18 protein-coding genes are annotated in these 22,703 nt (G+C 55.7%); 15 read left to right on the forward strand and 3 right to left on the reverse strand.

Going from position 1 to position 22,703, the window contains the following annotated elements; translation table 11 throughout:
- Positions 1–79 precede the first annotated feature (79 nt).
- The 15 genes from gyrA (at position 80) to ACQE3E_RS11690 (ending at position 17,997) form a co-directional block, all read left to right on the forward strand.
- A complete protein-coding gene (gene gyrA / locus ACQE3E_RS11620; protein WP_313727860.1) occupies positions 80–2,677 on the forward strand; it encodes a DNA gyrase subunit A in 2,598 nt (865 codons plus the stop codon).
- Positions 2,677–3,756: a 3-phosphoserine/phosphohydroxythreonine transaminase gene (serC, locus tag ACQE3E_RS11625; protein WP_313727859.1), complete on the forward strand. Its 1,080-nt coding sequence runs from the start codon at positions 2,677–2,679 to the stop codon at positions 3,754–3,756. Before gyrA ends, serC begins: the two co-directional genes overlap by 1 nt.
- A 5-nt stretch (positions 3,757–3,761) precedes the next feature.
- Positions 3,762–4,847, forward strand: a complete 1,086-nt coding sequence (gene pheA, locus ACQE3E_RS11630; RefSeq protein ID WP_313727858.1) for a prephenate dehydratase — start codon at positions 3,762–3,764, stop codon at positions 4,845–4,847.
- 12 nt (positions 4,848–4,859) lie between these two features.
- Positions 4,860–5,963 carry a histidinol-phosphate transaminase gene (gene hisC / locus ACQE3E_RS11635; RefSeq protein WP_313727857.1) on the forward strand — a complete coding sequence of 368 codons (1,104 nt, stop codon included), beginning with the start codon at positions 4,860–4,862 and terminating at the stop codon, positions 5,961–5,963.
- Positions 5,956–6,837, forward strand: a complete 882-nt coding sequence (locus ACQE3E_RS11640) for a prephenate dehydrogenase (RefSeq protein WP_313727856.1) — start codon at positions 5,956–5,958, stop codon at positions 6,835–6,837. Before hisC ends, ACQE3E_RS11640 begins: the two co-directional genes overlap by 8 nt.
- A gap of 5 nt (positions 6,838–6,842) precedes the next feature.
- Positions 6,843–8,162 carry a 3-phosphoshikimate 1-carboxyvinyltransferase gene (gene aroA / locus ACQE3E_RS11645; RefSeq protein WP_313727855.1) on the forward strand — a complete coding sequence of 440 codons (1,320 nt, stop codon included), beginning with the start codon at positions 6,843–6,845 and terminating at the stop codon, positions 8,160–8,162.
- A gap of 1 nt (position 8,163) precedes the next feature.
- Positions 8,164–8,820, forward strand: a complete 657-nt coding sequence (gene cmk / locus ACQE3E_RS11650) for a (d)CMP kinase (RefSeq protein ID WP_064027615.1) — start codon at positions 8,164–8,166, stop codon at positions 8,818–8,820.
- Positions 8,821–8,918: 98 nt separating this feature from the next.
- On the forward strand, positions 8,919–10,580 hold the full coding sequence (gene rpsA, locus ACQE3E_RS11655) for a 30S ribosomal protein S1 (RefSeq protein ID WP_064027613.1): 1,662 nt from the start codon (positions 8,919–8,921) through the stop codon (positions 10,578–10,580).
- 69 nt (positions 10,581–10,649) lie between these two features.
- Positions 10,650–10,955 (forward strand): integration host factor subunit beta, encoded by a 306-nt coding sequence (locus tag ACQE3E_RS11660; protein ID WP_064027674.1) that lies wholly within the window; start codon positions 10,650–10,652, stop codon positions 10,953–10,955.
- Between the two features lie 51 nt (positions 10,956–11,006).
- Positions 11,007–11,960 (forward strand): acetylxylan esterase, encoded by a 954-nt coding sequence (locus tag ACQE3E_RS11665; protein WP_064027611.1) that lies wholly within the window; start codon positions 11,007–11,009, stop codon positions 11,958–11,960.
- A gap of 10 nt (positions 11,961–11,970) precedes the next feature.
- Positions 11,971–12,699 (forward strand): esterase family protein, encoded by a 729-nt coding sequence (locus ACQE3E_RS11670; protein ID WP_064027609.1) that lies wholly within the window; start codon positions 11,971–11,973, stop codon positions 12,697–12,699.
- A gap of 14 nt (positions 12,700–12,713) precedes the next feature.
- Positions 12,714–13,808: an efflux RND transporter periplasmic adaptor subunit gene (locus ACQE3E_RS11675; protein WP_313727854.1), complete on the forward strand. Its 1,095-nt coding sequence runs from the start codon at positions 12,714–12,716 to the stop codon at positions 13,806–13,808.
- Entirely contained in the window at positions 13,805–16,870 is a 3,066-nt protein-coding gene (locus ACQE3E_RS11680) for an efflux RND transporter permease subunit (RefSeq protein ID WP_313727853.1), read from the forward strand. The genes ACQE3E_RS11675 and ACQE3E_RS11680 overlap by 4 nt, the downstream gene beginning before the upstream one ends.
- Before the next feature lie 109 nt (positions 16,871–16,979).
- A complete protein-coding gene (locus ACQE3E_RS11685; RefSeq protein WP_071156887.1) occupies positions 16,980–17,450 on the forward strand; it encodes a copper resistance protein NlpE in 471 nt (156 codons plus the stop codon).
- A gap of 139 nt (positions 17,451–17,589) precedes the next feature.
- Complete coding sequence (locus ACQE3E_RS11690; RefSeq protein ID WP_071156885.1) at positions 17,590–17,997, forward strand: Rrf2 family transcriptional regulator; 408 nt, start codon at positions 17,590–17,592, stop codon at positions 17,995–17,997.
- Between the two features lie 11 nt (positions 17,998–18,008).
- Here ACQE3E_RS11690 and ACQE3E_RS11695 read toward each other — a convergent pair whose 3' ends face one another.
- The 3 genes from ACQE3E_RS11695 to ACQE3E_RS11705 are packed head-to-tail and all read right to left on the reverse strand — an operon-like array spanning position 18,009 to position 22,658.
- Positions 18,009–18,650 (reverse strand): MBL fold metallo-hydrolase, encoded by a 642-nt coding sequence (locus tag ACQE3E_RS11695; protein WP_313727852.1) that lies wholly within the window; start codon positions 18,648–18,650, stop codon positions 18,009–18,011.
- A gap of 2 nt (positions 18,651–18,652) precedes the next feature.
- Positions 18,653–19,831, reverse strand: a complete 1,179-nt coding sequence (odhB, locus tag ACQE3E_RS11700) for a 2-oxoglutarate dehydrogenase complex dihydrolipoyllysine-residue succinyltransferase (RefSeq protein WP_064027599.1) — start codon at positions 19,829–19,831, stop codon at positions 18,653–18,655.
- Positions 19,821–22,658 (reverse strand): 2-oxoglutarate dehydrogenase E1 component, encoded by a 2,838-nt coding sequence (locus ACQE3E_RS11705; RefSeq protein WP_281023278.1) that lies wholly within the window; start codon positions 22,656–22,658, stop codon positions 19,821–19,823. The genes odhB and ACQE3E_RS11705 overlap by 11 nt, the downstream gene beginning before the upstream one ends.
- Positions 22,659–22,703: the final 45 nt, after the last annotated feature.

Genomic DNA, 22,703 nt, shown 5'->3' on the forward strand with positions numbered 1-22,703 from the left:
GGTACTGAGTAAATGGAATTGACAACTCAGGCCCACCCGTCGATGCGCTTGCCGTCGACCGCTATGGAATCACGGACCCATGTCAGACTTCGCTAAAGAAATCATTCCTGTCAATCTCGAAGACGAGATGAAACAGTCCTATCTCGATTACGCGATGAGCGTCATCGTCGGTAGGGCGCTTCCCGATGTCAGGGACGGCCTGAAGCCGGTGCACCGCCGCGTACTGTACGCGATGAGCGAACTGGGCAACGATTGGAACAAACCGTATAAAAAATCCGCCCGCGTCGTCGGTGACGTGATCGGTAAATACCACCCGCACGGCGATACCGCGGTTTACGACACCATCGTCCGAATGGCGCAACCGTTTTCGCTGCGTTACATGTTGATCGACGGTCAGGGCAACTTCGGCTCGGTGGACGGCGATTCGCCGGCGGCCATGCGGTACACCGAAGTGCGGATGGCGAAAATCTCCCACGAGTTGCTGGCCGATCTGGACAAGGAAACCGTCGATTTCGTCGCCAACTACGACGAGTCAGAATCCGAACCCACGGTGCTGCCGACTAGGGTACCCAATCTACTGGTCAACGGCTCTTCCGGCATCGCGGTCGGCATGGCCACCAATATCCCGCCGCACAACCTCGGCGAAGTGGTCGGCGCCTGTTTGGCCTTGATCGAAAACCCCGATTTGACGATTCCCGAGCTGATGGGGATCGTACCCGGTCCGGATTTTCCGACCGCCGGCATCATCAACGGCGCATCGGGCATACACGAAGCGTATGCCACCGGCCGGGGCCGAATCTATCTGCGCGCCCGATGCCATTTTGAGGACATCGGCGACAGCGGCCGTCAGGCCATCGTCACGACGGAGCTGCCATACCAGGTCAACAAAGCCCGCTTGCTGGAAAAAATCGCCGAATTGGTCAAGGAAGGCAAGCTGGAGGGCATTTCCGGATTGCGCGACGAATCGGATAAGGACGGCATGCGGATGGTCGTCGAATTGCGGCGCGGCGAAGTGGCCGACGTGGTGTTGAACAATCTCTACAAGCAAACCCAGTTGCAAACCGTATTCGGCATCAACATGGTGGCTTTGTACGACGGTCGGCCGCATTGCATGAATTTAAAGGACATTCTGGCCGCCTTCATCGACCATAGACGCGAAATCGTGACGCGCCGGACGATCTTCAATCTACGCAAGGCGCGCGAGCGGGCGCATATCTTGGAAGGTCTGGCGGTAGCACTGGCCAATATCGACGAGATGATCGAGCTGATCAAAACCTCGCCGAATCCGCAGGAAGCTAAAGTCGGGTTGTTGGGACGATCCTGGAATGCCGGTCTGGTGGCGTCGCTGCTGGACCGCGCCGATGCGGATCGCTCGCGCCCGGAAGACTTGCCGGCGGAATTCGGCTTGGCGAACGGCCTATATCGGCTGTCCGAAAATCAGGCTCAAGCCATCCTGGATTTACGTCTGCATCGCTTGACAGGGCTGGAGCAGGAAAAAATCGTCAACGAATATCGGCAATTGCTGGAATTGATCGACGAATATTTGTTCATTTTGGGCAGCGATGTGCGCTTGATGGAAGTCATCAAGGAAGAATTGGAAGAAATCAAAAGCCAATACGCCGATGCGCGCCGAACCGAAATCGTTCAGGATTATTCCAACCTGACCGCTGAAGACCTGATCACCGAGGAAGACATGGTGGTGACCATGTCGCACGAGGGTTACGTCAAAACCCAGCCGCTGACCGATTACAAAGCGCAACGGCGCGGCGGTCGCGGTAAATCGGCGACGGCTACCAAGGAAAACGATTTCATCGAAAAACTGATCATCGCCAACACCCACGACACCATCCTGTGCTTCTCGTCGCGCGGCAAGGTCTATTGGCTGAAAGTGTACGAGTTGCCGGTCGCCAGCCGAGCCTCGCGTGGCAAGCCTTTCGTCAATTTGTTGCCGTTGGAAGAGGGCGAACGCATCAACGCGATGCTGTCGGTTCGCGAGTACAGCGAGGACAAATATGTGTTTATGGCGACGATGGCCGGTACGGTCAAGAAAACCCCGCTGACTGAATTCGCATTCCAATTGGCGAAAGGCAAAATCGCGATCGATTTGCGCGATAACGATACCCTGGTCGGCGTCGCGCTGACCGACGGCCGTCAAAACGTGATGTTATTCAGCAGCGACGGTAAGGCGGTCTGTTTCAACGAGAGCGACGTACGTTCGATGGGCCGGGTCGCTGCCGGTGTGCGGGGTATCCGCTTGCAGGAAGGCCAAAAAGTGATTTCGCTGATCGTCGCCAGCGAGGGGACGGTATTGAATATCACCGAAAACGGCTACGGCAAACGCACCAAGCTCGAAGAGTTTACCCAGCACAAGCGCGGCGGTCAGGGACTGATTGCGATTCAAACCTCGGAACGCAACGGCGCGGTGGTCGGGGCGGTGCTGGTCAACGACACCGACGAGATCATGCTGATTACCGACGGCGGTACCTTGGTCCGAACCCGCGTCAACGAAATTTCGGTGGTGGGTCGCAATACTCAGGGCGTTACCGTGATTCGACTCGACAAGGGCGAAAAAGTGGTTGGCGTCGACCGCATCGAAGCGCTGGGCGACGAAGAAGGCGATCTCGACGACGAAAGTCCGGATAGCGACGCGGCACCGTCGACAGGAGAGGAAGAATAATGGCCAGGATTTATAACTTCAGCGCCGGTCCGTCGATGTTGCCGGAACCGGTATTGCTACAAGCGCAACAGGAAATGTTGGATTGGCGGGGCAGCGGTATGTCGGTGATGGAAATGAGCCATCGCGGTCCGCACTTCATGGCCATTGCCGAGCAAATGAAGAACGATCTGATCGAACTGCTGGCGGTACCGGCCAATTATCGGGTGTTGTTTCTACAGGCCGGCGCCAGCGCGCAATTCGCGATGATTCCGCAAAATATCCTGAACGGCAAAACCAAGGCCTGCTACGTTAATACCGGCGCTTGGTCTACCGCGGCGATCAAGGAAGCCGGCAAATATTGCGAAGTCCAGGTGGCGGCCAGCGGCGAATCGACCGCGTTCACGACAATCCCAGCCTACGCGGACTGGCGAGTCGATCCGGCAGCCGCCTACTTGCACTACACTTCCAACGAAACGATACACGGCGTCGAATTTAACGATATTCCGGACGCCGGCGACCTGCCGCTGGTTTGCGATATGTCGTCGAATATCCTGTCCAGACGGGTCGATATCGGCCGCTATGGCTTAATCTACGCCGGCGCGCAGAAAAACATGGGGCCGTCAGGCGTGACGGTAGTCATCGTCCGCGACGATTTGGTGGGCTTGGAGGCCAAGAATACGCCGGCCGTGTTCAGCTATGCTCAGCAGGCCAAGGCCGATTCGATGTTGAACACGCCGGCCACCTACAACTGGTATTTGTTGGGTTTGACGCTGCAATGGCTGAAAGGCGAGGGCGGCGTCGTCGCGATCGAACAACGTAACATCCGCAAAGCCAACAAACTTTACCAAGCCATCGACGATTCCAGTCTGTACCGCAATCCGGTCGATCCGGCCTGCCGGTCGCGGATGAATGTGCCATTCGTATTGGCCGATGCAACGCTGGACAAAGCCTTCCTCGCGCAAGCCGAGCAACAAGGCTTGAGCACGCTGGCAGGCCATCGTTCGGTGGGCGGCATGCGCGCCAGCATCTATAATGCGATGCCGGAAGCCGGCGTCGAGGCCTTGATCGAATTCATGGCCGAGTTCGAGCGTACTCATTAAGGCTTATGACCGCGATCATTCCTTTGTCCGAACTGCGCCAGCGTATCGATGCCATAGATCGGCAGATTCTCGACTTGATCAATCAGCGCGCCAGTTGCGCGCTGGAAGTCGCGCGTACCAAGCAGGCCGAAGGCGAGACCGGCAGTTTCTACCGCCCTGATCGCGAGGCGCAGGTGTTGCGGCGCATCATGGAGATCAATCCTGGCCCGTTAGGCGATCAGTCCGCCGCACATTTGTTCCGGGAGTTGATGTCGGCTTGTCTCGCTCTGGAAAAACCGCTGGAAGTCGCCTTCCTCGGCCCTGCCGGCACCTTCTCGCAACAGGCGACGTTTAAGCATTTCGGACACGCGGTCCAGGATACTCCGGTCCCGACGATTCATGAAATCTTCCAGGCGGTAGAGACCGGTCATTGCCAGTTCGGCGTCGTGCCGGTCGAAAACTCCACCGAAGGCGTCATCGCCCATACGCTGGATCGCTTCATGGACAGCCCCCTGCAAATCTGCGGCGAGGTCGAAATCCGCGTCCATCAGAACTTGCTGGGCAAGATGGAAGGCTTGGTCGGGATTGGCGAGGTATTTTCCCATCAACAATCGCTGGCCCAGTGCCGGCAATGGTTGACCGCCAATCTGCCCGGCGTGCCGTGCACGGCGGTTAGCAGCAACGCCGAAGCCGCGCGCTTGGCATCGCTGGACCACGGTAAGGCGGCGATCGCCGGCTTGACTGCGGCGGAATTGTACGACTTGAACGTGATCGCCAGACACATTGAAGACGAAGCCAACAACACCACACGTTTCATCGTTGTCGGACGCTTACAACCGGTTTCGACCGGTTTCGATAAAACCTCGATTCTGGTGTCGACCGGCAACCAACCGGGGGCATTGCATCGGATTTTGGAGCCGTTCGCCGAGTATGGCATCAGCATGACCCACATCGAATCCCGGCCGTCCCGGCAAGGTTTGTGGGAATATGTGTTTTTTATCGATATCGAAGGGCATCGCGATGACGACGATGTCGACAAGGCACTGAAAACCTTGGAGAACAACGTCAAAATGCTGAAAGTGCTCGGCTCGTATCCCAAGGCAGTCATTTAATCTTTTTGCTTCATGAATTTATTTTTATCTCTTGCTTTAGACGGCGTTCAACAACTGATGCCATATGTGCCGGGTAAACCGGCGGAAGAATTGCAGCGCGAGCTGGGTTTGAGCGAAGTCATCAAGCTGGCGTCGAACGAGAATCCGTTGGGGACCGGCCGGAAAGTCGCAGAGGCCATTCGCAATACTTTGCCGGAAATAAGCCGTTATCCGGACGGCAGCGGTTTCACGCTAAAGACGGCGTTATCGGCCCGCTGGAGAGTGGATGCGGCACAAATCACGCTTGGCAACGGTTCCAGCGAGATTCTGGAATTGGTGATGCGCACCTTCGTCGCTCCCGAGCATGAAGTCGTATTTGCTCAGCATGCCTTTGCTTTATATCCCATCCTGACTCAAGCAGTCGGTGCCAAAGCCGTGGTCGTGCCGGCCAAGGCTTACGGCCACGATTTGGACGCCATGCGCGCGGCGGTGACCGACCTTACCCGGGTAGTATTCATCGCCAACCCGAATAATCCGACCGGCACCTTGTTGGCTGCGCAAGCCGTCGAAGAGTTTATCGCCTCGCTGCCGAAGTCAGTGTTATGTGTGCTCGACGAAGCCTATTACGAATTCGTCGATCCAGCCGTGCGCACCGAATCCATGCACTGGCCGGATAAGTACCCGAATTTGATCATCGCTCGCACCTTTTCCAAGGCCTACGGATTGGCCGGCTTGCGCATAGGCTTCGGCGTATCGTCGCCGGAGGTGGCCGATTTGCTGAATAGGGTGCGCCAGCCGTTTAACGGTAATATGTTGGCGTTGGCGGCTGCGGAAGCCGCCCTGACGGATGCCGATTATTTGACCGAGACCATTGCTGTCAACAATGCCGGTATGGCGCAATTGACATCAGCCTTCGAAGCCTTGGGTTTGCCTTGGATTCCATCTTCCGGCAATTTCGTGGCGGTCGATATGCGACAGCCGGCGATGCCGCTCTACCAAGCCTTGCTGCAAAAAGGCGTCATCGTGCGCCCGGTCGGCAATTACGAAATGCCCAATCATTTGCGAGTCAGCATCGGTACCGAACGCGAAAACCGAATCTTCATCGACGCATTGTCCCAGGTATTGCAAGGTGTTTGAGCGCCTATGCATCATCGGAGTTGGCTTGATTGGCGGCTCGATCGCCAAGGCCGCCCGCGCCGAGGGTTTGTGCAAACAGGTAGTGGCGCTGGGCCGGGAGAAGAATCTGCCCAACATGCAGCGCGCGGTCGAGTTGGGCGTCATCGACGCGTTTTATACCGATCCGGCCCAAGCGATGGCCGGTACCGATTGCGTGATCATTTGCACGCCGGTTGGCAGCATGCAAGCCATCTTCGAGCAACTTAAACCCTATTGGAATTCGCAAACGCTTTATAGCGACGCCGGCAGTACCAAGGGCAGCGTGGTCGAGGCCGCGCGTGCGGTGTTCGGCAAGGTGCCGAGCAATTTCGTGCCGGCACATCCGATCGCCGGCGCCGAGCGCAGCGGGGTCGAAGCGGCGAAAGTCGATTTATACAAAAACCGCCGGCTGATTTTGACGCCGTTGCCGTCCACCGACCCGCGGGCCGTGGATCAATTCAGTGCGTTCTGGCGACGCATCGGCTCCAGCGTGGCCATCATGAGCGTGGAGCACCACGATACCGTGCTCGCCGCTACCAGCCATCTGCCGCATATTCTGGCCTTTGCGTTGGTCGGCATGCTGGGCCGCAAGGACGAGCAGCGCGAAATTTTCAAATACGCGGCCGGCGGGTTTCGCGATTTCAGCCGTATCGCGTCCAGCGACCCCACCATGTGGCAGGACATTTGTCTGGCCAATAAACAGGAAATCATTCCGCTGATTCAACAATTTCAAGCGGAGCTTAATCAAGTCGAGCACCTGCTGCATAACGGCGACGCTTCCGCGTTGTTCGAAACTTTCAGCTACGCCAAGCAGGCCCGGCAACGTTTTCTCGAAATTTTTGACGATCCAACCTAACCACTATGTCCTCATCCACTAACGTCATTTTCCAAGTCCAACCCGGCGGCAGCCTGAACGGCGAGATTCGCGTGCCCGGCGATAAATCGATGTCGCACCGCTCCATCATGCTCGGCTCGCTGGCCGACGGCGTTACCCACGTCACCGGCTTTTTGAACGCCGAAGATGCAATGTGTACCTTGGAAGCCTTCCGGGCGATGGGCGTACAAATCGAAGGGCCTGTCAACGGCGAAGTGACCGTGCACGGTGTCGGCAAGCATGGTTTAAGGGCCCCGGAAAAACCGTTGTACCTGGGCAACTCCGGCACCTCGATGCGGCTATTGTCCGGGCTGTTGGCCGGACAGCCGTTCGACTGCGTGTTAACCGGCGACAAGTCGCTTGAATCCCGGCCAATGAAGCGAGTGACTGCGCCTTTGGCACAAATGGGCGCGGAGATCGTTACTCAAGAAAACGGTACCGCCCCGCTACATATCAAAGGCAAGGCCGGCAAATTGCAAGGTATGCATTACGACATGCCGATCGCCAGCGCCCAGGTCAAATCCTGTTTGTTGCTGGCGGGCATGTATGCGGAAGGTGAAACCAGCGTCACCGAACCCGCGCCGACCCGCGACCATACCGAGCGCATGTTGGCCGGCTTCGGTTATCCGGTCACTCGCGACGGCGCGACCGCGAGAATCACCAGCAACGGCAAATTGACGGCGACGAATATCGACGTGCCTAGCGACATTTCCTCTGCGGCGTTCTTTTTAGTCGGTGCCAGCATCGCGCCGAATTCCGATGTCACCTTGAAACACGTCGGCATCAATCCGACTCGCACCGGCGTCATCGACATTCTGCGCCTGATGGGTGCCAACATCGAAGTGCTGAACGAGCGCGAAGTCGGCGGAGAACCGGTCGCTGATTTGCGGGTGCGTTCCGCGCAATTGCAAGGTATCAATATTCCAGAGCATTTGGTGCCGCTGGCGATCGACGAATTTCCAGTGCTGTTCGTCGCGGCAAGCTGCGCCAAAGGCCAAACGGTGCTGACCGGCGCCGAAGAATTGCGGGTCAAGGAATCCGATCGGATTCAGGTGATGGCGGATGGCTTGCAAATCCTGGGTATTGACGCTCAAGCCACCAAAGACGGCATGGTCATCAACGGCGGTCAAATCGGTGGCGGCGAAGTTGATTCACACGGCGATCACCGCACCGCTATGTCGTTCTCGATCGCCGGATTGCGTGCCTCCGGACCGATTACGATCAAGGATTGCGCGAATGTGAATACCTCGTTCCCGGAGTTCCGCGACTTAGCGGTCAAGCTGGGACTCGATGTTAGCGTGATTTAATATGACGGCACCGGTTTTAACGATAGACGGGCCTAGCGGCGCGGGAAAAGGCACGGTCAGTCGTGCCGTCGCCAAGCTTTTGGGCTGGAATTATCTGGATAGCGGTTCGATATACCGGTCTCTAGCGGTAGCGGTGCTCAACGCAGGATTGAATTTGGACGATGTGCCGGCTATTTGCGAGGTCGCTCAAGCCATGCTGTTAGAATTCGACTGCGGTGACGCATTGATCGTCAAACTGAACGGTGTGGACATCACGGCGCGTCTGGCGACAGAAACCACCGGCAATACGGCGTCCATCATTGCGGCCTACCCCGATGTCAGAGCGGTTCTTTTGCAAAAACAAAAGGATTTTCAACAGCTTCCCGGCCTGGTTGCCGACGGGCGGGACATGGGCAGCGTGGTGTTCAGCGATGCCCGTTACAAGGTCTACTTGACCGCCAGCGCCGAAGAGCGAGCATTAAGACGATATAAACAGTTGATTGAAAAGGGGATTGATGCTAATCTTCCGCAAATCACCCGTGAGATAGAAGAACGTGATCGTCGCGATAGTCAGCGAACGTCCGCGCCGCTTACCGTTCCGGAAGGCGCGTTGTACATCGACTCCTCGAATTTGACAATTCAAGAAGTCATCGATCAGGTGGTTAATTTAGTCGTATGAGACTTTTTGGCGGTTGTCGGCGGTTGTCGGCGGCTTTTTATTAATTTTTGATAAATGTGAAAACTTGTTCGTGTTTTAACAAGTTTGGGAAAGAAAAGATGGGCGAAAGCTTTGCAGAGTTGTTTGAAGAGAGTTATGCCAAGACCGAAATGCGTCCTGGCGCGATGTTGATCGGTACCGTTGTCGACATCGAAAACGAATTTGTCATCGTCAGTACACAGGCGAAATCCGAAGGTGTCATTCCAAAATGGCAGTTTCTGAATGCCGACGGCGACTTGGAAGTCAATATCGGTGACGAAATCGAAGTTGCTCTCGATTTGTTCGAAGATGGTCTGGGCGCCACTCTTCTTTCCCGCGACAAAGCCAAGAAAAGTAAAGCGTGGGCTGAACTGGAAAAAGCCTTCGAGACTCAAGAAACCATTGTCGGTCGTATCAACGGCAAGGTACGCGGCGGCTTCACCGTGGCGGTCGGCGCGTTGCGCGCGTTCCTGCCGGGTTCTCTGGTCGATGTGCGCCCGATTCGCGACACTACCTTCCTGGAAAACCGCGATCTGGAATTTAAAGTCATCAAAATCGACCAAAAACGCAACAATGTCGTGTTGTCGCGCCGCGCCGTCGTCGAAAGCGAATACAGCGCCGAGCGCGAAGAATTGGTCAAAACCTTGCAAGACGGCGCGATCGTTACCGGTATCGTCAAAAACCTCACCGATTACGGTGCGTTTATCGATCTGGGCGGCGTCGACGGTCTGTTGCACATCACCGACATGGCATGGCGCCGCGTACGTCATCCATCCGAATGCGTAGAGATCGGTCAGGAAGTTAAAGTTAAAGTCCTGAAATTCGACAAAGACAAAACTCGCGTATCGCTGGGCATGAAACAAATGGATGAAGATCCATGGCAAAACATCGCTCGCCGTTACCCTGCCGGCACTCGCGTGTTCGGTAAGGTCAATAACCTGACCGACTACGGTTGTTTCGTCGAAATCGAGGAAGGCGTCGAAGGTTTGGTACACGTTTCCGAAATGGACTGGACCAATAAAAACGTCAACCCGTCCAAGGTCGTACAACTGGGTGATGAGTGCGAAGTCATGGTTCTGGAAATCGACGAAGAACGCCGTCGTATTTCGCTGGGCATGAAGCAATGCCGCTCCAACCCTTGGGATGAATTCGCGGCTACGCACAACAAAGGCGACAAAATCTCCGGCAAAATCAAATCGATTACCGATTTCGGCATCTTCATCGGTTTGGATGGCGGTATCGACGGTCTGGTGCATATGTCCGATATCTCCTGGAACGAGAACGACGAAGAAGCGATTCGCGCCTACAAGAAAGGCGACGAAGTCGAAACTGTTATTCTGGCCGTGGACTCCGAACGTGAACGTATTTCGTTGGGTATCAAACAGCTGGAACAAGACCCCTTCCAAAACTATATCGCCCTGCATGAAAAAGGCAGCTTGGTGAAAGGTACCATTAAGGAAGTCGATGCCAAAGGCGCTGTGATTACCCTGGCCGATAACGTCGAAGGCTATTTGCGCGCTTCCGAGATTCAACGCGATCGCGTCGAAGATGCCCGCACTTTGCTGAAAGAAGGCGATGAAGTCGAAGCTAAATTTATCGGCGTCGACAAAAAAACCAAATCCATTTCATTGTCGATCAAGGCTAAGGATATGGAAGAAGAATCCAACGCTATTAAGGATTACTCGTCACAAAATGCCGGTACCGCGACATTAGGCGACATCTTTAAACAAATCGACAAATAACTCGTCGACTTCGGGGGTGGCGTGGGCGTAAACCTCATGCCGCCCCTTTTTGATTATTCAGGGTTGGATGTGACAAAATCAGAATTGATAGAGGTGCTGGCTAGAAAACAGCCGCATCTTGCGCTTAAAGACGTGGAGCTCGCTGTCAGATGTGTTGTCGATCACTTGAGCGATACGCTGGCTAGCGGCGATAGAATAGAAATCAGGGGTTTTGGCAGTTTTTCGTTGCATCATCGTTCGGCTAGATTGGGACGCAATCCCAAAACCGGCGAATCGGTTTCGTTAACCGAAAAACATGTTCCCCACTTCAAACCCGGCAAGGAGCTTCGGGATATGGTCGACGCTTCCAGGGAGAAATACAAAATCGTCGATTGATCAGGCACCCCACCTGCTTCAAGTTTTTTACGATATTTGCCATAGCCGCCGATGAGTCTGTTTGAGCATCCTTACAACTACGACCCAGGCTATGGCTACACTCTCGAACGATTGCTCGGCGTCGATGCGCCGACCGAGCCCGCCGATTTTGAGGACTTTTGGTCCACCCGTTATCGGCAAGTCCTGCAGCAATCGCCACGCTTCCAAATCGGTAACCCGACCCTGGTCGACGGTTATCGGGTCAACGATATTTCCTACCAGTCCACGGACGGTATCACGATCGCCGGTTGGTTACTGGAACCGCACGGTCAAACGGTCACGCAGGCCATCGTTGTGGGACACGGATATGGCGGCCGGGAAGGCCCGGACTTTCATTTGAGCTTTCCCAATACCGCGCTCTTGTTTCCGTGCTTTCGTGGCATTTCCCGGAGCCGTTGTACGTCTATCCCGGAGCGGCCTGATTGGCATGTCGTGCAGAATATCCTGGATAAAGATCGTTATGTGATCGGCGGTTGCGTGGACGATCTGTGGCTGGCGGTATCGGTATTGTGGACGATTTATCCGCAGGCCCGGGAACGGATCGGTTATATGGGAATCAGTTTCGGCGGCGGGATTGGGGCTTTAGCGGTGCCTTGGGACGGCAGAATTCGTCGCGTTCACCTAAACGTACCGACATTCGGTAACCAGCCGTTGCGTTTAAGTCTGCCCAGTTGCGGTAGTGCCGACGCATTGCGGGCCTATAGTCAGCATCTGGGTCATATTCCCGACACATTGACCTATTACGATGCCGCTACCGCCGTGCGCCATGCTAATCAACCCCTGCATGCCGCATTGGCCTTGTTCGATCCGGTAGTCGCTCCGCCAGGTCAGTTTGCGATTTACAATGCCTGGCACGGCGAGAAACGCCTGTTCACACTGGATGCCGGCCATTTCGAATATCCGGCGCAACGTCTACAAGAGCAGCAGTTGTTGGCGGAACTCAAGCTATTTTTCTCGCCCAACTGACAAGCTTGCGATGAAACGGGAATATCATCATTGGTTCAGCCCGCGTTTAGAACGCGATATGGAGTTTTTGGTATTCGGTCATGCCGGCGCCAAAGTGCTGGTCTTTCCGACTCGGGACGGCCGTTTTTACGAATACGAGAACCTGCGAATTGTTGATAGCTTGGCCGACAAGATCAACGCGGGCCACATGCAATTGTATTGTCTGGACAGCATCGACCACGAAAGCTTTTATTGTTTTTGGTGTCAACCGGGCGATCGCATCAAGCGCCACATGCAATTCGAAGATTATGTGTTGAATGAAATTCTGCCGTTCATTGCACTGAAGAACCCGCATCCGTGCTTAATTTCGCATGGCTGCAGTCTGGGCGCCTATCATGCCGCCAATATCGCATTTCGCCACCCGCATTTATTCAAAAAGCTGGTGGCGTTTTCCGGACGCTTCGATCTAACCCTGGAGGTGGAATGCTTCAAGGATTTATTCGAAGGACACTATAACGACGATATTTATTTTCATACGCCAACGCATTTTTTGCCAAATTTGACCTGCGAATCCCAATTGGCGGCCATTCGGGCGCTGGACATCACCTTGGTGATCGGCAGAGCGGATCCATTTTTACAAAACAATCACGACCTGAGCCATATTCTGACCCAGAAGCAGGTGCCGCACAGGCTCTACGAATGGGATGGCCGCGCGCATCAAGGCCATTCCTGGCGGCGCATGGCTCCATTATACCTTTGACCGAATCGCCATCGATGATCAAGCGCAGCCTGCTAGTACTATTGTTGACCTTACTTGCGCTGGGTGCGATTTTCGGACTCAAGTTTTACCGGATGCGCCAAGCGGCCAGCCAAGTGCCTGCAGTACCTCCGGCCGTCGTTGCCTTCGCCGAGGTCAAAAGCGAACACTGGGACTCTTCGTTAAGCACTGTCGGCAGCTTTCGCGCCGTCGCCGGTATCGATATCAGCAACGAAATTGCCGGGATGGTCCAAGCCATTCATTTCAACTCCGGCCAAACTGTAAAAGCCGGACAATTGTTGCTAGAACTGGATAGCGCCACCGACCGAGCGGAACTCGAAGGCCTGCTCGCCGAACAAAAATTGGCCGGCTTACGCTATCAACGAGGCCAGAGCATGTTGGAGCGAAAATTCATCGCCGCCGCCGATCAGGATCAAAATCGAGCGCAGCTCGATCAAGCCGCGGCGGCGGTTGCCGGCAAGCAGATCCAAATCGCTAAGAAGCACATCAAGGCGCCGTTTGCCGGCGAGTTGGGCATACGTCGCGTCGATCTTGGGCAGTACTTGCCGGTTGGTTCGGCGATCGTGATGCTTGAACAACTCGATCCGATGTATTTGGATTTCACGTTGCCGGAACGCGATCTTGGCCGGATTGGCAAGGGCCGAAAGGTGATCGCCAGCGTACCTGCCTTTCCAGACCAGTATTTTGAAGGAGAGGTCACTGCGTCGAATCCCGCCGTCGACACCGATAGTCGAACCATCAAAGTACAGGCACTGTTTAGAAACCCAGGGAAATTGCTTCGGCCAGGGATGTTCGCCCAGATCAAACTGTCCGCCGAGGCCGACCAAACCGTGTCGACCTTGCCGGATACCGCCATCAGCTACAACCCCTACGGCAATTCCGTGTTTGCGGTTCAGCGCGGTCCGGCCGGATGGATCGTGCAAAGTCGCCAAGTCAAAACCGGCGACAGTCGGGGAGGGCGAGTCGAAATTTTGGAAGGGCTGCGGCTCGGCGATAAAGTCGTTGCCGCCGGACAAATGAAGCTGCGTAACGGCATGGCCGTCACGCCGGACAGCCAACCCGCGCCCGGCGAACGCGAGCAGGCTCCGTGAAGTTGACCGATTTATTCATTGTACGGCCGGTCCTAGCCAGTGTCGTCAGTTTGCTGATCCTGCTTCTCGGCTTAAGAGCCTTGGACGTCTTGGAATTGCGCCAATACCCGAAAACCGAGAATACCGTCGTGACCATCACGACCGCCTATCCCGGCGCGGACAGCGACTTGATTAAAGGCTTTATTACAACGCCGCTGCAACAGGCCATAGCCGAAGCCAACGGCATTGATTATCTGTCTTCCAATAGCCGCCAGGGCAGCTCGGTCATCGAGGCTCACATGCGGCTGAATTACGATCCTAACGCCGCGGTCGCCGAGATTCAGGCCAAGGTGGCCGGTAAGCGTAATCAATTGCCCGCCGAAGCCGAGGATCCGGTGATTAGTTCGCAAACCGGCGACGACACCGCACTCATGTATATCGCGCTGTACAGCGACACCTTGCAGGACTCGCAGATTAGCGATTATCTGCTTCGGGTCGTGCAGCCGAAGTTGCAGGCGGTCCCCGGCGTCGGCAAGGCCGCGATGTTGGGCAACAAGACCTTCGCGATGCGTATCTGGCTAGACCCCGCGCGCATGGCGGCCTTAAGCGTAACCGCCAACGACGTCGCCGGCGTGCTGAAAGCCAATAACTATTTATCCGGTATCGGCGCTACCAAGGGTAATTTCGTTAAAATCGATTTGGGTGCCACGACCGACGCGGTGTCGAAACGGGAATTCGAACAATTGGTGGTTGCCAATCGTCGCGGCGCGCTGGTTCGATTAAACGACATCGCCGACATCGAGTTGGGCAGCGAAGACTACGACACGGTTAATTGGTACAAAGGCAAGACCGCGATTTTCATGGGCATCGAGCAGGCGCCGGGCGCCAATCCGTTGAAGGTTGCGAAATCGGTTAAAGCCTTGTTGAAAGAGATCGAGCGCGACTTGCCCAACGAAATGCATATCTTGCTGCCTTACGACGCCAGCCAATTCATCGAGGATTCGATCCACGAAGTCTTCGCAACCTTGTTGGAAGCCGTCGCGATCGTGTTAGGCGTGATTTTTTTGTCGCTCGGCTCGTTCCGCGCGGCGCTGATCCCGGCGGTCACGGTGCCGCTATCGCTGGTCGGCGCCTGCTTTTTCATGCTGGCAATGGGCTTTTCGATCAACTTGCTGACGATGTTGGCAATGGTACTGGCGATAGGCTTGGTGGTGGACGACGCGATTGTCGTCGTCGAAAACATCCACCGACACATCGAGCAGGGTCACGGCCGATTGCAAGCCGCACTGGCCGGCGCCCGCGAACTGGGACTGCCTATCATCGCGATGACCACGACACTCGTAGCGGTGTACGTGCCGATCGGTTTCATGGGGGGCTTGGTCGGCACGCTGTTCACCGAATTCGCTTTTTCTCTGGCCGGCGCGGTACTGATTTCCGGGATTGTCGCGTTGACGTTGTCGCCGATGATGAGCGCGCGCATCTTGCCGGAAGCCGAGCGCGGAGGACGTTTCGAAGCCATGGTCGAACATTTTTTCGAAGGCTTGGCCAGCGGGTACCGGTCCGTGTTGCGCCGAATTTTGGAATTTCCGTACACGGTGCTGATCTTCGCGCTGTTGGTGTTGCCCAGTATCTATTGGATGTACGATTGGTCGGGCAAGGAACTGGCGCCGACCGAGGATCAAAGTTTTTTGTTCGCGATCGCCAGTAGCCCGCAAACCGCGACGCTGCAATACAATCAGACCTATTCCCGCGAATTGATCCGGCATTTCGAAAGCCTGCCGGAGCACGAAGAAAGCTTTTTGATCATGGGCTTCGGCGGGGATACCAATACCGTATTCGCCGGTATGAAAATGCCGTCGAGTTTCGAGCGCCAGCGCTCCCAACAAGCCGTCGTTCCGGAACTGCAAGCCAAGGTAGACAGTATCGCCGGCTTTCAGACCGCCGTCGTATCGCCGCCCAGCTTACCGGGTTCGGGTGGCGGATTGCCCCTGCAGTTCGTCGTGACCAGCGACGCCGATTACGCTAAGCTGGATCAGGTGGCCGAGCAAGTGCTGGCGCAAGCGATGCAAAGCGGTCAATTTGCATTTTTGGTCAAGGACGTTCGCTTCGACCGGCCGAAATCGACGTTGGTGATCGACCGGGACCGTGCCGCCGATTTAGGTATCACGATGGAAGACATCGGCGCCAACTTGGCCGGTTGGCTGGGCGGACAGTACGTCAACCGATTCGGCTTGCAAGGCCGCAGCTACAAGGTAATTCCGCAAGTCGGCGACGCAGACCGCCAGGATTTGGCTAAATTGGACGGCTATTACTTGCGAGGCAGCTCCGGCGCCCAAGTACCGCTGTCGGCCTTGATTAAAGTCGTCGATAGCGTCGAACCCGGCAAACGCAGTCAGTTCCAACAACTCAACAGCATCACGCTAAGCGGGATTCCGGCGCCGGGTATCGGTCTCGGCGATGCGATGGCCGCGCTGGATGACATTGCCGAAGAAATCTTTCCGCGCGGGTTCGCCGCGGACTACACCGGCGAGTCGCGCCAATACCGTCAGCAGGGCAACGTGCTGATTCTGACCTTCTTCATGGCTCTGCTCATTATATACTTGGTGTTGGCCGCGCAATTCGAGAGTTGGCGCGATCCGTTGATTATCTTAATTTCAGTGCCGCTATCGATCGCCAGCGCATTGGCATTTTTGATGCTCGATTTTGCGACCGTCAACATCTATACCCAGGTGGGCCTGATTACGCTGATCGGCTTGGTTGCCAAAAACGGTATTTTGATCGTCGAATTTGCCAACCAACTGCAACAGCGTGACGGCTTGAACAAGCCGGCGGCCATCGAACAGGCAGCCGGGATCCGGCTTCGGCCTATTCTGATGACCACGGTCGCGATGATCGTCGCGATGCTGCCGCTGTTGACCGCCACCGGCCCCGGCGCCGCCAGCCGCTTTGCGATCGGTCTGGTGATCGCTTCCGGCTTGGGTATCGGTACCGTATTGACGCTATTCGTCGTGCCGCCGTTTTACGTGATTTTGGCGAAAGATCGCAGTGCTGAGCAAACGTCCCCGCCCGTCGACGACCAATAAAACACGGTAACGGTCATTCGGGCCTCCGCTGTGGCACAATATCCGGATCGGACCGATAAACAGGTCCTGACACCTTGCCATAAACCATAGAATTTGCTCGGGAGCAAACATGCGCATTGTTCGATTGAAAGTGTTGTTAACCAGTCTTGCACTCGGTATCGCGTTCGGCGGCCCGGTTCAGGCGGAAAATGCCGGGCCGCAAGATCATGCCGGCCATCACGGATCCGACAGTTTCGAGTGGCCGGGGATCTACAACGGTTTTCTGCCTTGCACCGACTGCGCCGGCATTAAGACTTCGCTGGCGCTGAACAAAAACAGCAGCTATATGTTGATGACTCAATTCGCCGGCAAGTCGGATCGCGAATTTGTCGAGAAGGGTAAATACAGCTGGGACGACAAGAGTAAAACCATCACGTTGACCCCGAAAAACGGCGGACCCAGCCATGTCTATCTGGTCGGCGAGAACGTGCTGACCCAGCTTGACGAACACGGCAATCGCATTTCCGGCAAGCAAGCGGAACGCTATCAATTGCGCAGGACCGACTTTACCCAGCAAGCGCCGTCTCACGGCGGACATTAAGCCGACTGCCGGGTTGCGGGTGCAGGTGGCGGCAACAATGGGCCGGTCTAGGAGATTCGCTTGACCCATCGATAGCGCACTTCGGAGCGACCGCTCATTCCAAGACAAGATTGCCATTGCAACTTTAGGAATCAGGGATATGCAACTGACTGCTCATACGGATTACGCGCTCAGAGTGTTGATTTATTTGAGCCGTAATACCGATAAATTGGTGACGATTAGCGAATTGGCGGAGTTTTTCGGTATCTCCAGAAATCACTTGGTCAAAGTGGTGCACAAATTGGGACTCAAGGGATTTGTGCGAACCGTGCGCGGCAAGGGCGGCGGCATCCGTTTATCCAGGCCCGCTGCCGAAATCAATATCGGCGCGGTGGTGCGGGAAGTGGAAGGCCGGTTTCAGATGGCCGAATGTTTCAACCCGCAAAAACAAGGGGTTTGCGCACTTCAAAACGGTTGCCGCTTGACCGGTTTATTGAGCGACGCGGTCGAACAATTTCTGGCGGTACTCGACGGCGCGGCGCTGAGCGACGTAGCGCTGGAACCGTAAATCCCACGCGGTTAGCGGTAATGATCGCCGACGTATGGGTTGCTTTTGCGCTCCGCGCCGAACGTCGACATCGGCCCATGTCCCGGGATGAATTTTACGTCGTCGCCGAGCGGCCAAAGTTTCAGACGTATCGAGTCCAACAACGCCTGATGGTCGCCGCGCGGAAAATCGGTACGGCCGATCGAGCCCTTGAACAATACGTCACCGACAATGGCCAAACGCGCGTCGCTATTGTAAAAAACCACATGACCCGGCGTGTGGCCGGGGCAATGTAGGACTTGTAAGGTATTGAGTCCAACCTGAACGCTATCGCCGTCCCGCAACCAGCGGTCCGGTTTAAATATCTTGGTTGGCGGAAAACCGAACATCCGGCATTGCTCCGGCAACAGCTGTATCCAGAAATCGTCGTCTTGATGGGGACCGGCGATCGGCAGGCTCAGCTTTTCCGCTAGCGCCGCAACCCCGCCGACGTGGTCGAGATGACCGTGAGTGACCAATATCGATTCCAACTCGGCGTCGTGTTGCGCAACGGCCGCCAAGAGCAGTTCCAGGTCGCCGCCCGGATCGACCAAAGCGGCCTTGCGGCTGCGTTCGCAGACCAGCAGCGTGCAGTTTTGCTGGTAAGCGGTGACCGGGATAATCTGATATCGCATCGTTAAATGTTCAGCAACAAATGTGCCGGCGCCTCCAGGCATTCCTTGATGATGCCGAGAAATTGCACGGCTTCCTTACCATCCACCAAGCGGTGGTCGTAGGACAGGGCCAAGTACATGATGGGCCGGATCACGATTTCGCCGTTCTCCACGATCGGCCTGTCCTTGATCGCGTGCATGCCTAAAATCGCGCATTGGGGCGGATTCAGGATGGGCGTGGACAGCATCGAACCAAATATCCCGCCGTTGGTGATTGTAAACGTACCGCCGCTGAGATCCTCGACACTGATGGAGCCATTGCGGGCTTTTTGTCCAAAGTCGTGTATGCCTTTTTCGATGCCGGAAAAATCGAGTTGATCGGCGTCGCGCAGAATTGGAACGATCAGCCCGCGCGGGGTGGTGACGGCGATACCGATGTCGTAATAGCCGTGGTAGATGATGTCGTTCCCGTCTATCGAGGCGTTGATGGCCGGGAAACGCTTCAAGGCTTCTATCGAGGCTTTGACGAAGAAGGACATGAAGCCGAGCTTGATATTGTGCTTGGCTTCGAAACGGTCTTTGTATTGGTTACGCAAATCGATGACGGCTTTCAGATTGACTTCGTTGAAGGTCGTCAACATCGCCGCGTTTTGCTGGGCGTGCAGCAAGCGTTCGGCGATTTTGGCGCGCAACCGGGTCATCGGTACCCGTTGTTCCGGACGTAGACTGGCCACCGCCGACGTCGACAGCGGGGCGGGGGAGGCTTCGACGGCGGCGTCGACCGGCTTGCTTGCCTGTTGCTCCTGCAAATAGTCCATCACGTCGCTCTTCAATATCCGCCCATGTTTGCCGGATGCTGGAATGGCCTGTGGGTCGAGTTCGCGTTCGGCGACGATTTTGCGGACCGACGGGCTCAGAACCGGCTCGACGCCACTAGCCGTCAGCGATCCGCCGGGTTTGTCGGCTTGTTCGTCCAGTAGCGCCAGGACCTGACCGGCGACAACCGTCGAATCGTTCGGAATCAAAATTTCCTTCAGGACACCCGATCGAGGTGCAGGCACCTCGAGAATGACCTTGTCGGTTTCCAGATCGGCCAGGTTCTCGCCGGCCTCGGCCCAGTCCCCGGCTTGCTTGTGCCAAGCGACCAAATTGGCATCGGAGATGGATTCGGGGAGGCTGGGGACCAATATTTCAAAGCTCATGAGTTGTTCCTTCGTTGCTACCGTAAAGTGCGGTGTGAACCACCGCTTTTTGTTCGTTGAGATGGGTTTTGTAATTGCCAACCGCCGGTGCGGCGGAAGCTACTCGGCCGGCATAGCCGATCGTAATCTCCGGGGAAACGTGTTCGATGAAATGGTGTCGGCTTTGGTACCAGGCGCCCTGGTTTTTCGGCTCTTCTTGACACCAAACGATGTGTTCGACGTTGGGGTATTTGTCCAGTTCCTGCTTGAATCGCTCATTCGGGAACGGATAAAGCTGTTCGATCCGGACGATGGCAACGTGATTCAGACTGTCTTGGCGCCGGGTTTCCAGCAGATCGTAATAGACCTTGCCGGCACACAGTATTAGTCGAGTCACATGAAACGGATCGATATCGTCGATTTCCCCGATAACGGTCTGAAATCCGCCGCTGGTCAATTCGTCCAGCGTAGATACCGCCAATCTATGGCGCAGCAGGCTTTTCGGACTCATCACGATCAACGGTTTGCGGTATTGACGCAGCATTTGCCGCCGCAATAAATGAAAAATTTGCGCCGGCGTCGTCGGCACGCAGACCTGGATATTTTGGTCCGCGCACAACTGTAAATAGCGTTCCAGACGCGCCGAGGAATGCTCCGGCCCCTGACCTTCGAAACCGTGCGGGAGCAGCATCACTAAGCCGCTGAGCTTGCCCCATTTGGTTTCGCCCGATGCGATAAACTGATCGATCACGACTTGCGCGCCGTTGGCGAAATCGCCGAATTGCGCTTCCCAAATCACCAATTTGTCCGGCTGCGTGGAACTGTAACCGTATTCGAAACCCAGCACCCCGGCTTCCGACAGTAGCGAATTGAAAATTTGCGGCCGGCCTTGCCGATCGCTCAAGTGTTTAAGCGGGATATAGTTCTCGCCGTTGGCCTGATTCAATAAAATAGCGTGGCGATGGGAAAACGTGCCGCGGCCGATGTCCTGGCCGGTCAAGCGAATGTCGTAACCGTCCATCAACAACGTGGCGTAGGCCATATTTTCCGCGAAGCCCCAGTCCATAGGCAAATCTCCGTCGGTCATTTTTTGGCGATCGTCCATTACCTTGGCGACCCGAGGGTGCAATTCGAAACCGGACGGCAGACTTTGCAGCCGCAAATTGCAGAAGCGGATGCGTTCGATGCTGACCGTGGTGTCGATCGGGATATCCCAATGTTTATTCAGGTAGGGTTCCCAACGTGCCGAGTAGGAATACACCTTGTTTTCGATGATAGGCCGGGAAACCGGCTTGCCTTCGTTCAACAACTGCATGTAATTCTGTTCGAGTTGCTGAATGCCGGCCTCGTCGATCACGCCTTCCTGCACGAGTCTTTGACCGTAGATTTGCGGCGGCGTGGCGTGTTGGTGGATGGCTTTATACATCATCGGCTGAGTCGCCGCCGGCTCGTCGGCTTCGTTGTGGCCATGACGGCGGTAGCAGATCAAGTCGATGACGACGTCCTTGTGGAAGGTCATTCGATAATCCAGCGCCAATTGGGTGATGAAGACCACGGCTTCGGGATCGTCGCCGTTGACGTGGAACACCGGCGCCTGAATCATGTTGGCGACATCGGTGCAATACAGTGTCGAACGGGCGTCGAACGGATTGCTGGTCGTGAAGCCTATCTGGTTGTTGATGACGACGTGCACGGTACCGCCGGTCGAAAATGCCCGAGTCTCCGCCATGTTCAAGGTTTCCATGACGATGCCTTGCCCGGCGAAGGCGGCATCGCCATGTATCAACACCGGTAGGATGACGTCGATACCGCCAATGCCGTGCCTATCTTGGCGAGCCTTGACCGAACCCTCGACCACCGGATTAATGATTTCCAGATGAGACGGGTTGAAGGCTAGCGTCAAATGTATCGGACCACCCGGAGTGGCGATATTCGACGAAAACCCCATGTGATATTTAACGTCGCCGGTGAGCGCGCCGGGCATTGAGGTGTGAGTGCCTTCGAATTCGCCGAATAATACCGCCGGACTTTTACCGAGTATGTTGACCAACACGTTAAGACGGCCGCGGTGAGCCATGCCGATCACAATTTCCGTGACCTTGCTTTCGCCGGCGCGCTGGATCAATTCGTCGAGTATCAAAATCAGCGATTCGCCGCCCTCCAGCGAAAAGCGTTTTTGACCGACATATTTACGATGCAGAAACTTTTCCAGGCCCTCGGCGGCAATCAATTGTTTTAACAACCATTGGCGTTTTTCCGGGTGACTGGAGAAATCCGGTTTGGCACCTTCCAATTTGTTTTTGATCCAGCGTTTGGATTCGTCGTCGACGATATGCATGAATTCGCTGCCGATGCTGCCGCAATAGATTTGCTGCAAAGTCTGGATGATCTCCCGCAACGGCAAACGATCCACCCCGCACAAACCGCCGGTATCGAACAGCGTACTCATATCCGCGTCGGTCAATCCGTAATAAATCGGCTCCAAATCGGCGGGCATCGCCGCGAGTTTGCCCAAAGGATTATTACGGGCGATTTGATGTCCCTTGACGCGGTAATGGTTGATTAAGCGAGCAACCGCGGATTGCTTTTTGACGCTTTGTTCGGTAAACCCGCGCATTTTGGCGAGGCGACCGGGTTCGGCGATCGCCAGCTTCTCGAAACGCTCGACGATGATGCTGTGCGGTGTATCCTCGGTGGAGCCGCGATGAATATCGTCGAAGCGCCGCCGCCAGACTTCAGAGACCGTACTGGGATCGTGCAGGTATTGTTCGTATAGGGATTCGACGTAAACGGCGTTGCCACCGTAAAGCGAAGATGATTCTTCGAACAGTTTCAAGAGGCTAGTCATATCCGGGGCGGCTGGAATCACAAGTAAGGAGCATTATGGTAGAGC

The sequence above is a fragment of the Methylomonas sp. MED-D genome, assembly GCF_050276835.1.
GTDB classification, from domain to species: Bacteria; Pseudomonadota; Gammaproteobacteria; order Methylococcales; family Methylomonadaceae; genus Methylomonas; species Methylomonas koyamae_A.

What these genes read in the sequence shown, in the direction of transcription:
- gyrA (WP_313727860.1), top strand. Translation starts at nt 80, where the DNA reads ATGTCAGACTTCGCTAAAGAAATCATTCCTGTCAATCTCGAAGACGAG.
- serC (WP_313727859.1), top strand. Translation starts at nt 2,677, where the DNA reads ATGGCCAGGATTTATAACTTCAGCGCCGGTCCGTCGATGTTGCCGGAA.
- pheA (WP_313727858.1), top strand. Translation starts at nt 3,762, where the DNA reads ATGACCGCGATCATTCCTTTGTCCGAACTGCGCCAGCGTATCGATGCC.
- hisC (WP_313727857.1), top strand. Translation starts at nt 4,860, where the DNA reads ATGAATTTATTTTTATCTCTTGCTTTAGACGGCGTTCAACAACTGATG.
- aroA (WP_313727855.1), top strand. Translation starts at nt 6,843, where the DNA reads ATGTCCTCATCCACTAACGTCATTTTCCAAGTCCAACCCGGCGGCAGC.
- cmk (WP_064027615.1), top strand. Translation starts at nt 8,164, where the DNA reads ATGACGGCACCGGTTTTAACGATAGACGGGCCTAGCGGCGCGGGAAAA.
- rpsA (WP_064027613.1), top strand. Translation starts at nt 8,919, where the DNA reads ATGGGCGAAAGCTTTGCAGAGTTGTTTGAAGAGAGTTATGCCAAGACC.
- ACQE3E_RS11665 (WP_064027611.1), top strand. Translation starts at nt 11,007, where the DNA reads ATGAGTCTGTTTGAGCATCCTTACAACTACGACCCAGGCTATGGCTAC.
- ACQE3E_RS11670 (WP_064027609.1), top strand. Translation starts at nt 11,971, where the DNA reads ATGAAACGGGAATATCATCATTGGTTCAGCCCGCGTTTAGAACGCGAT.
- ACQE3E_RS11675 (WP_313727854.1), top strand. Translation starts at nt 12,714, where the DNA reads ATGATCAAGCGCAGCCTGCTAGTACTATTGTTGACCTTACTTGCGCTG.
- ACQE3E_RS11685 (WP_071156887.1), top strand. Translation starts at nt 16,980, where the DNA reads ATGCGCATTGTTCGATTGAAAGTGTTGTTAACCAGTCTTGCACTCGGT.
- ACQE3E_RS11690 (WP_071156885.1), top strand. Translation starts at nt 17,590, where the DNA reads ATGCAACTGACTGCTCATACGGATTACGCGCTCAGAGTGTTGATTTAT.
- ACQE3E_RS11695 (WP_313727852.1), bottom strand. Translation starts at nt 18,650, where the DNA reads ATGCGATATCAGATTATCCCGGTCACCGCTTACCAGCAAAACTGCACG.
- odhB (WP_064027599.1), bottom strand. Translation starts at nt 19,831, where the DNA reads ATGAGCTTTGAAATATTGGTCCCCAGCCTCCCCGAATCCATCTCCGAT.
- ACQE3E_RS11705 (WP_281023278.1), bottom strand. Translation starts at nt 22,658, where the DNA reads ATGACTAGCCTCTTGAAACTGTTCGAAGAATCATCTTCGCTTTACGGT.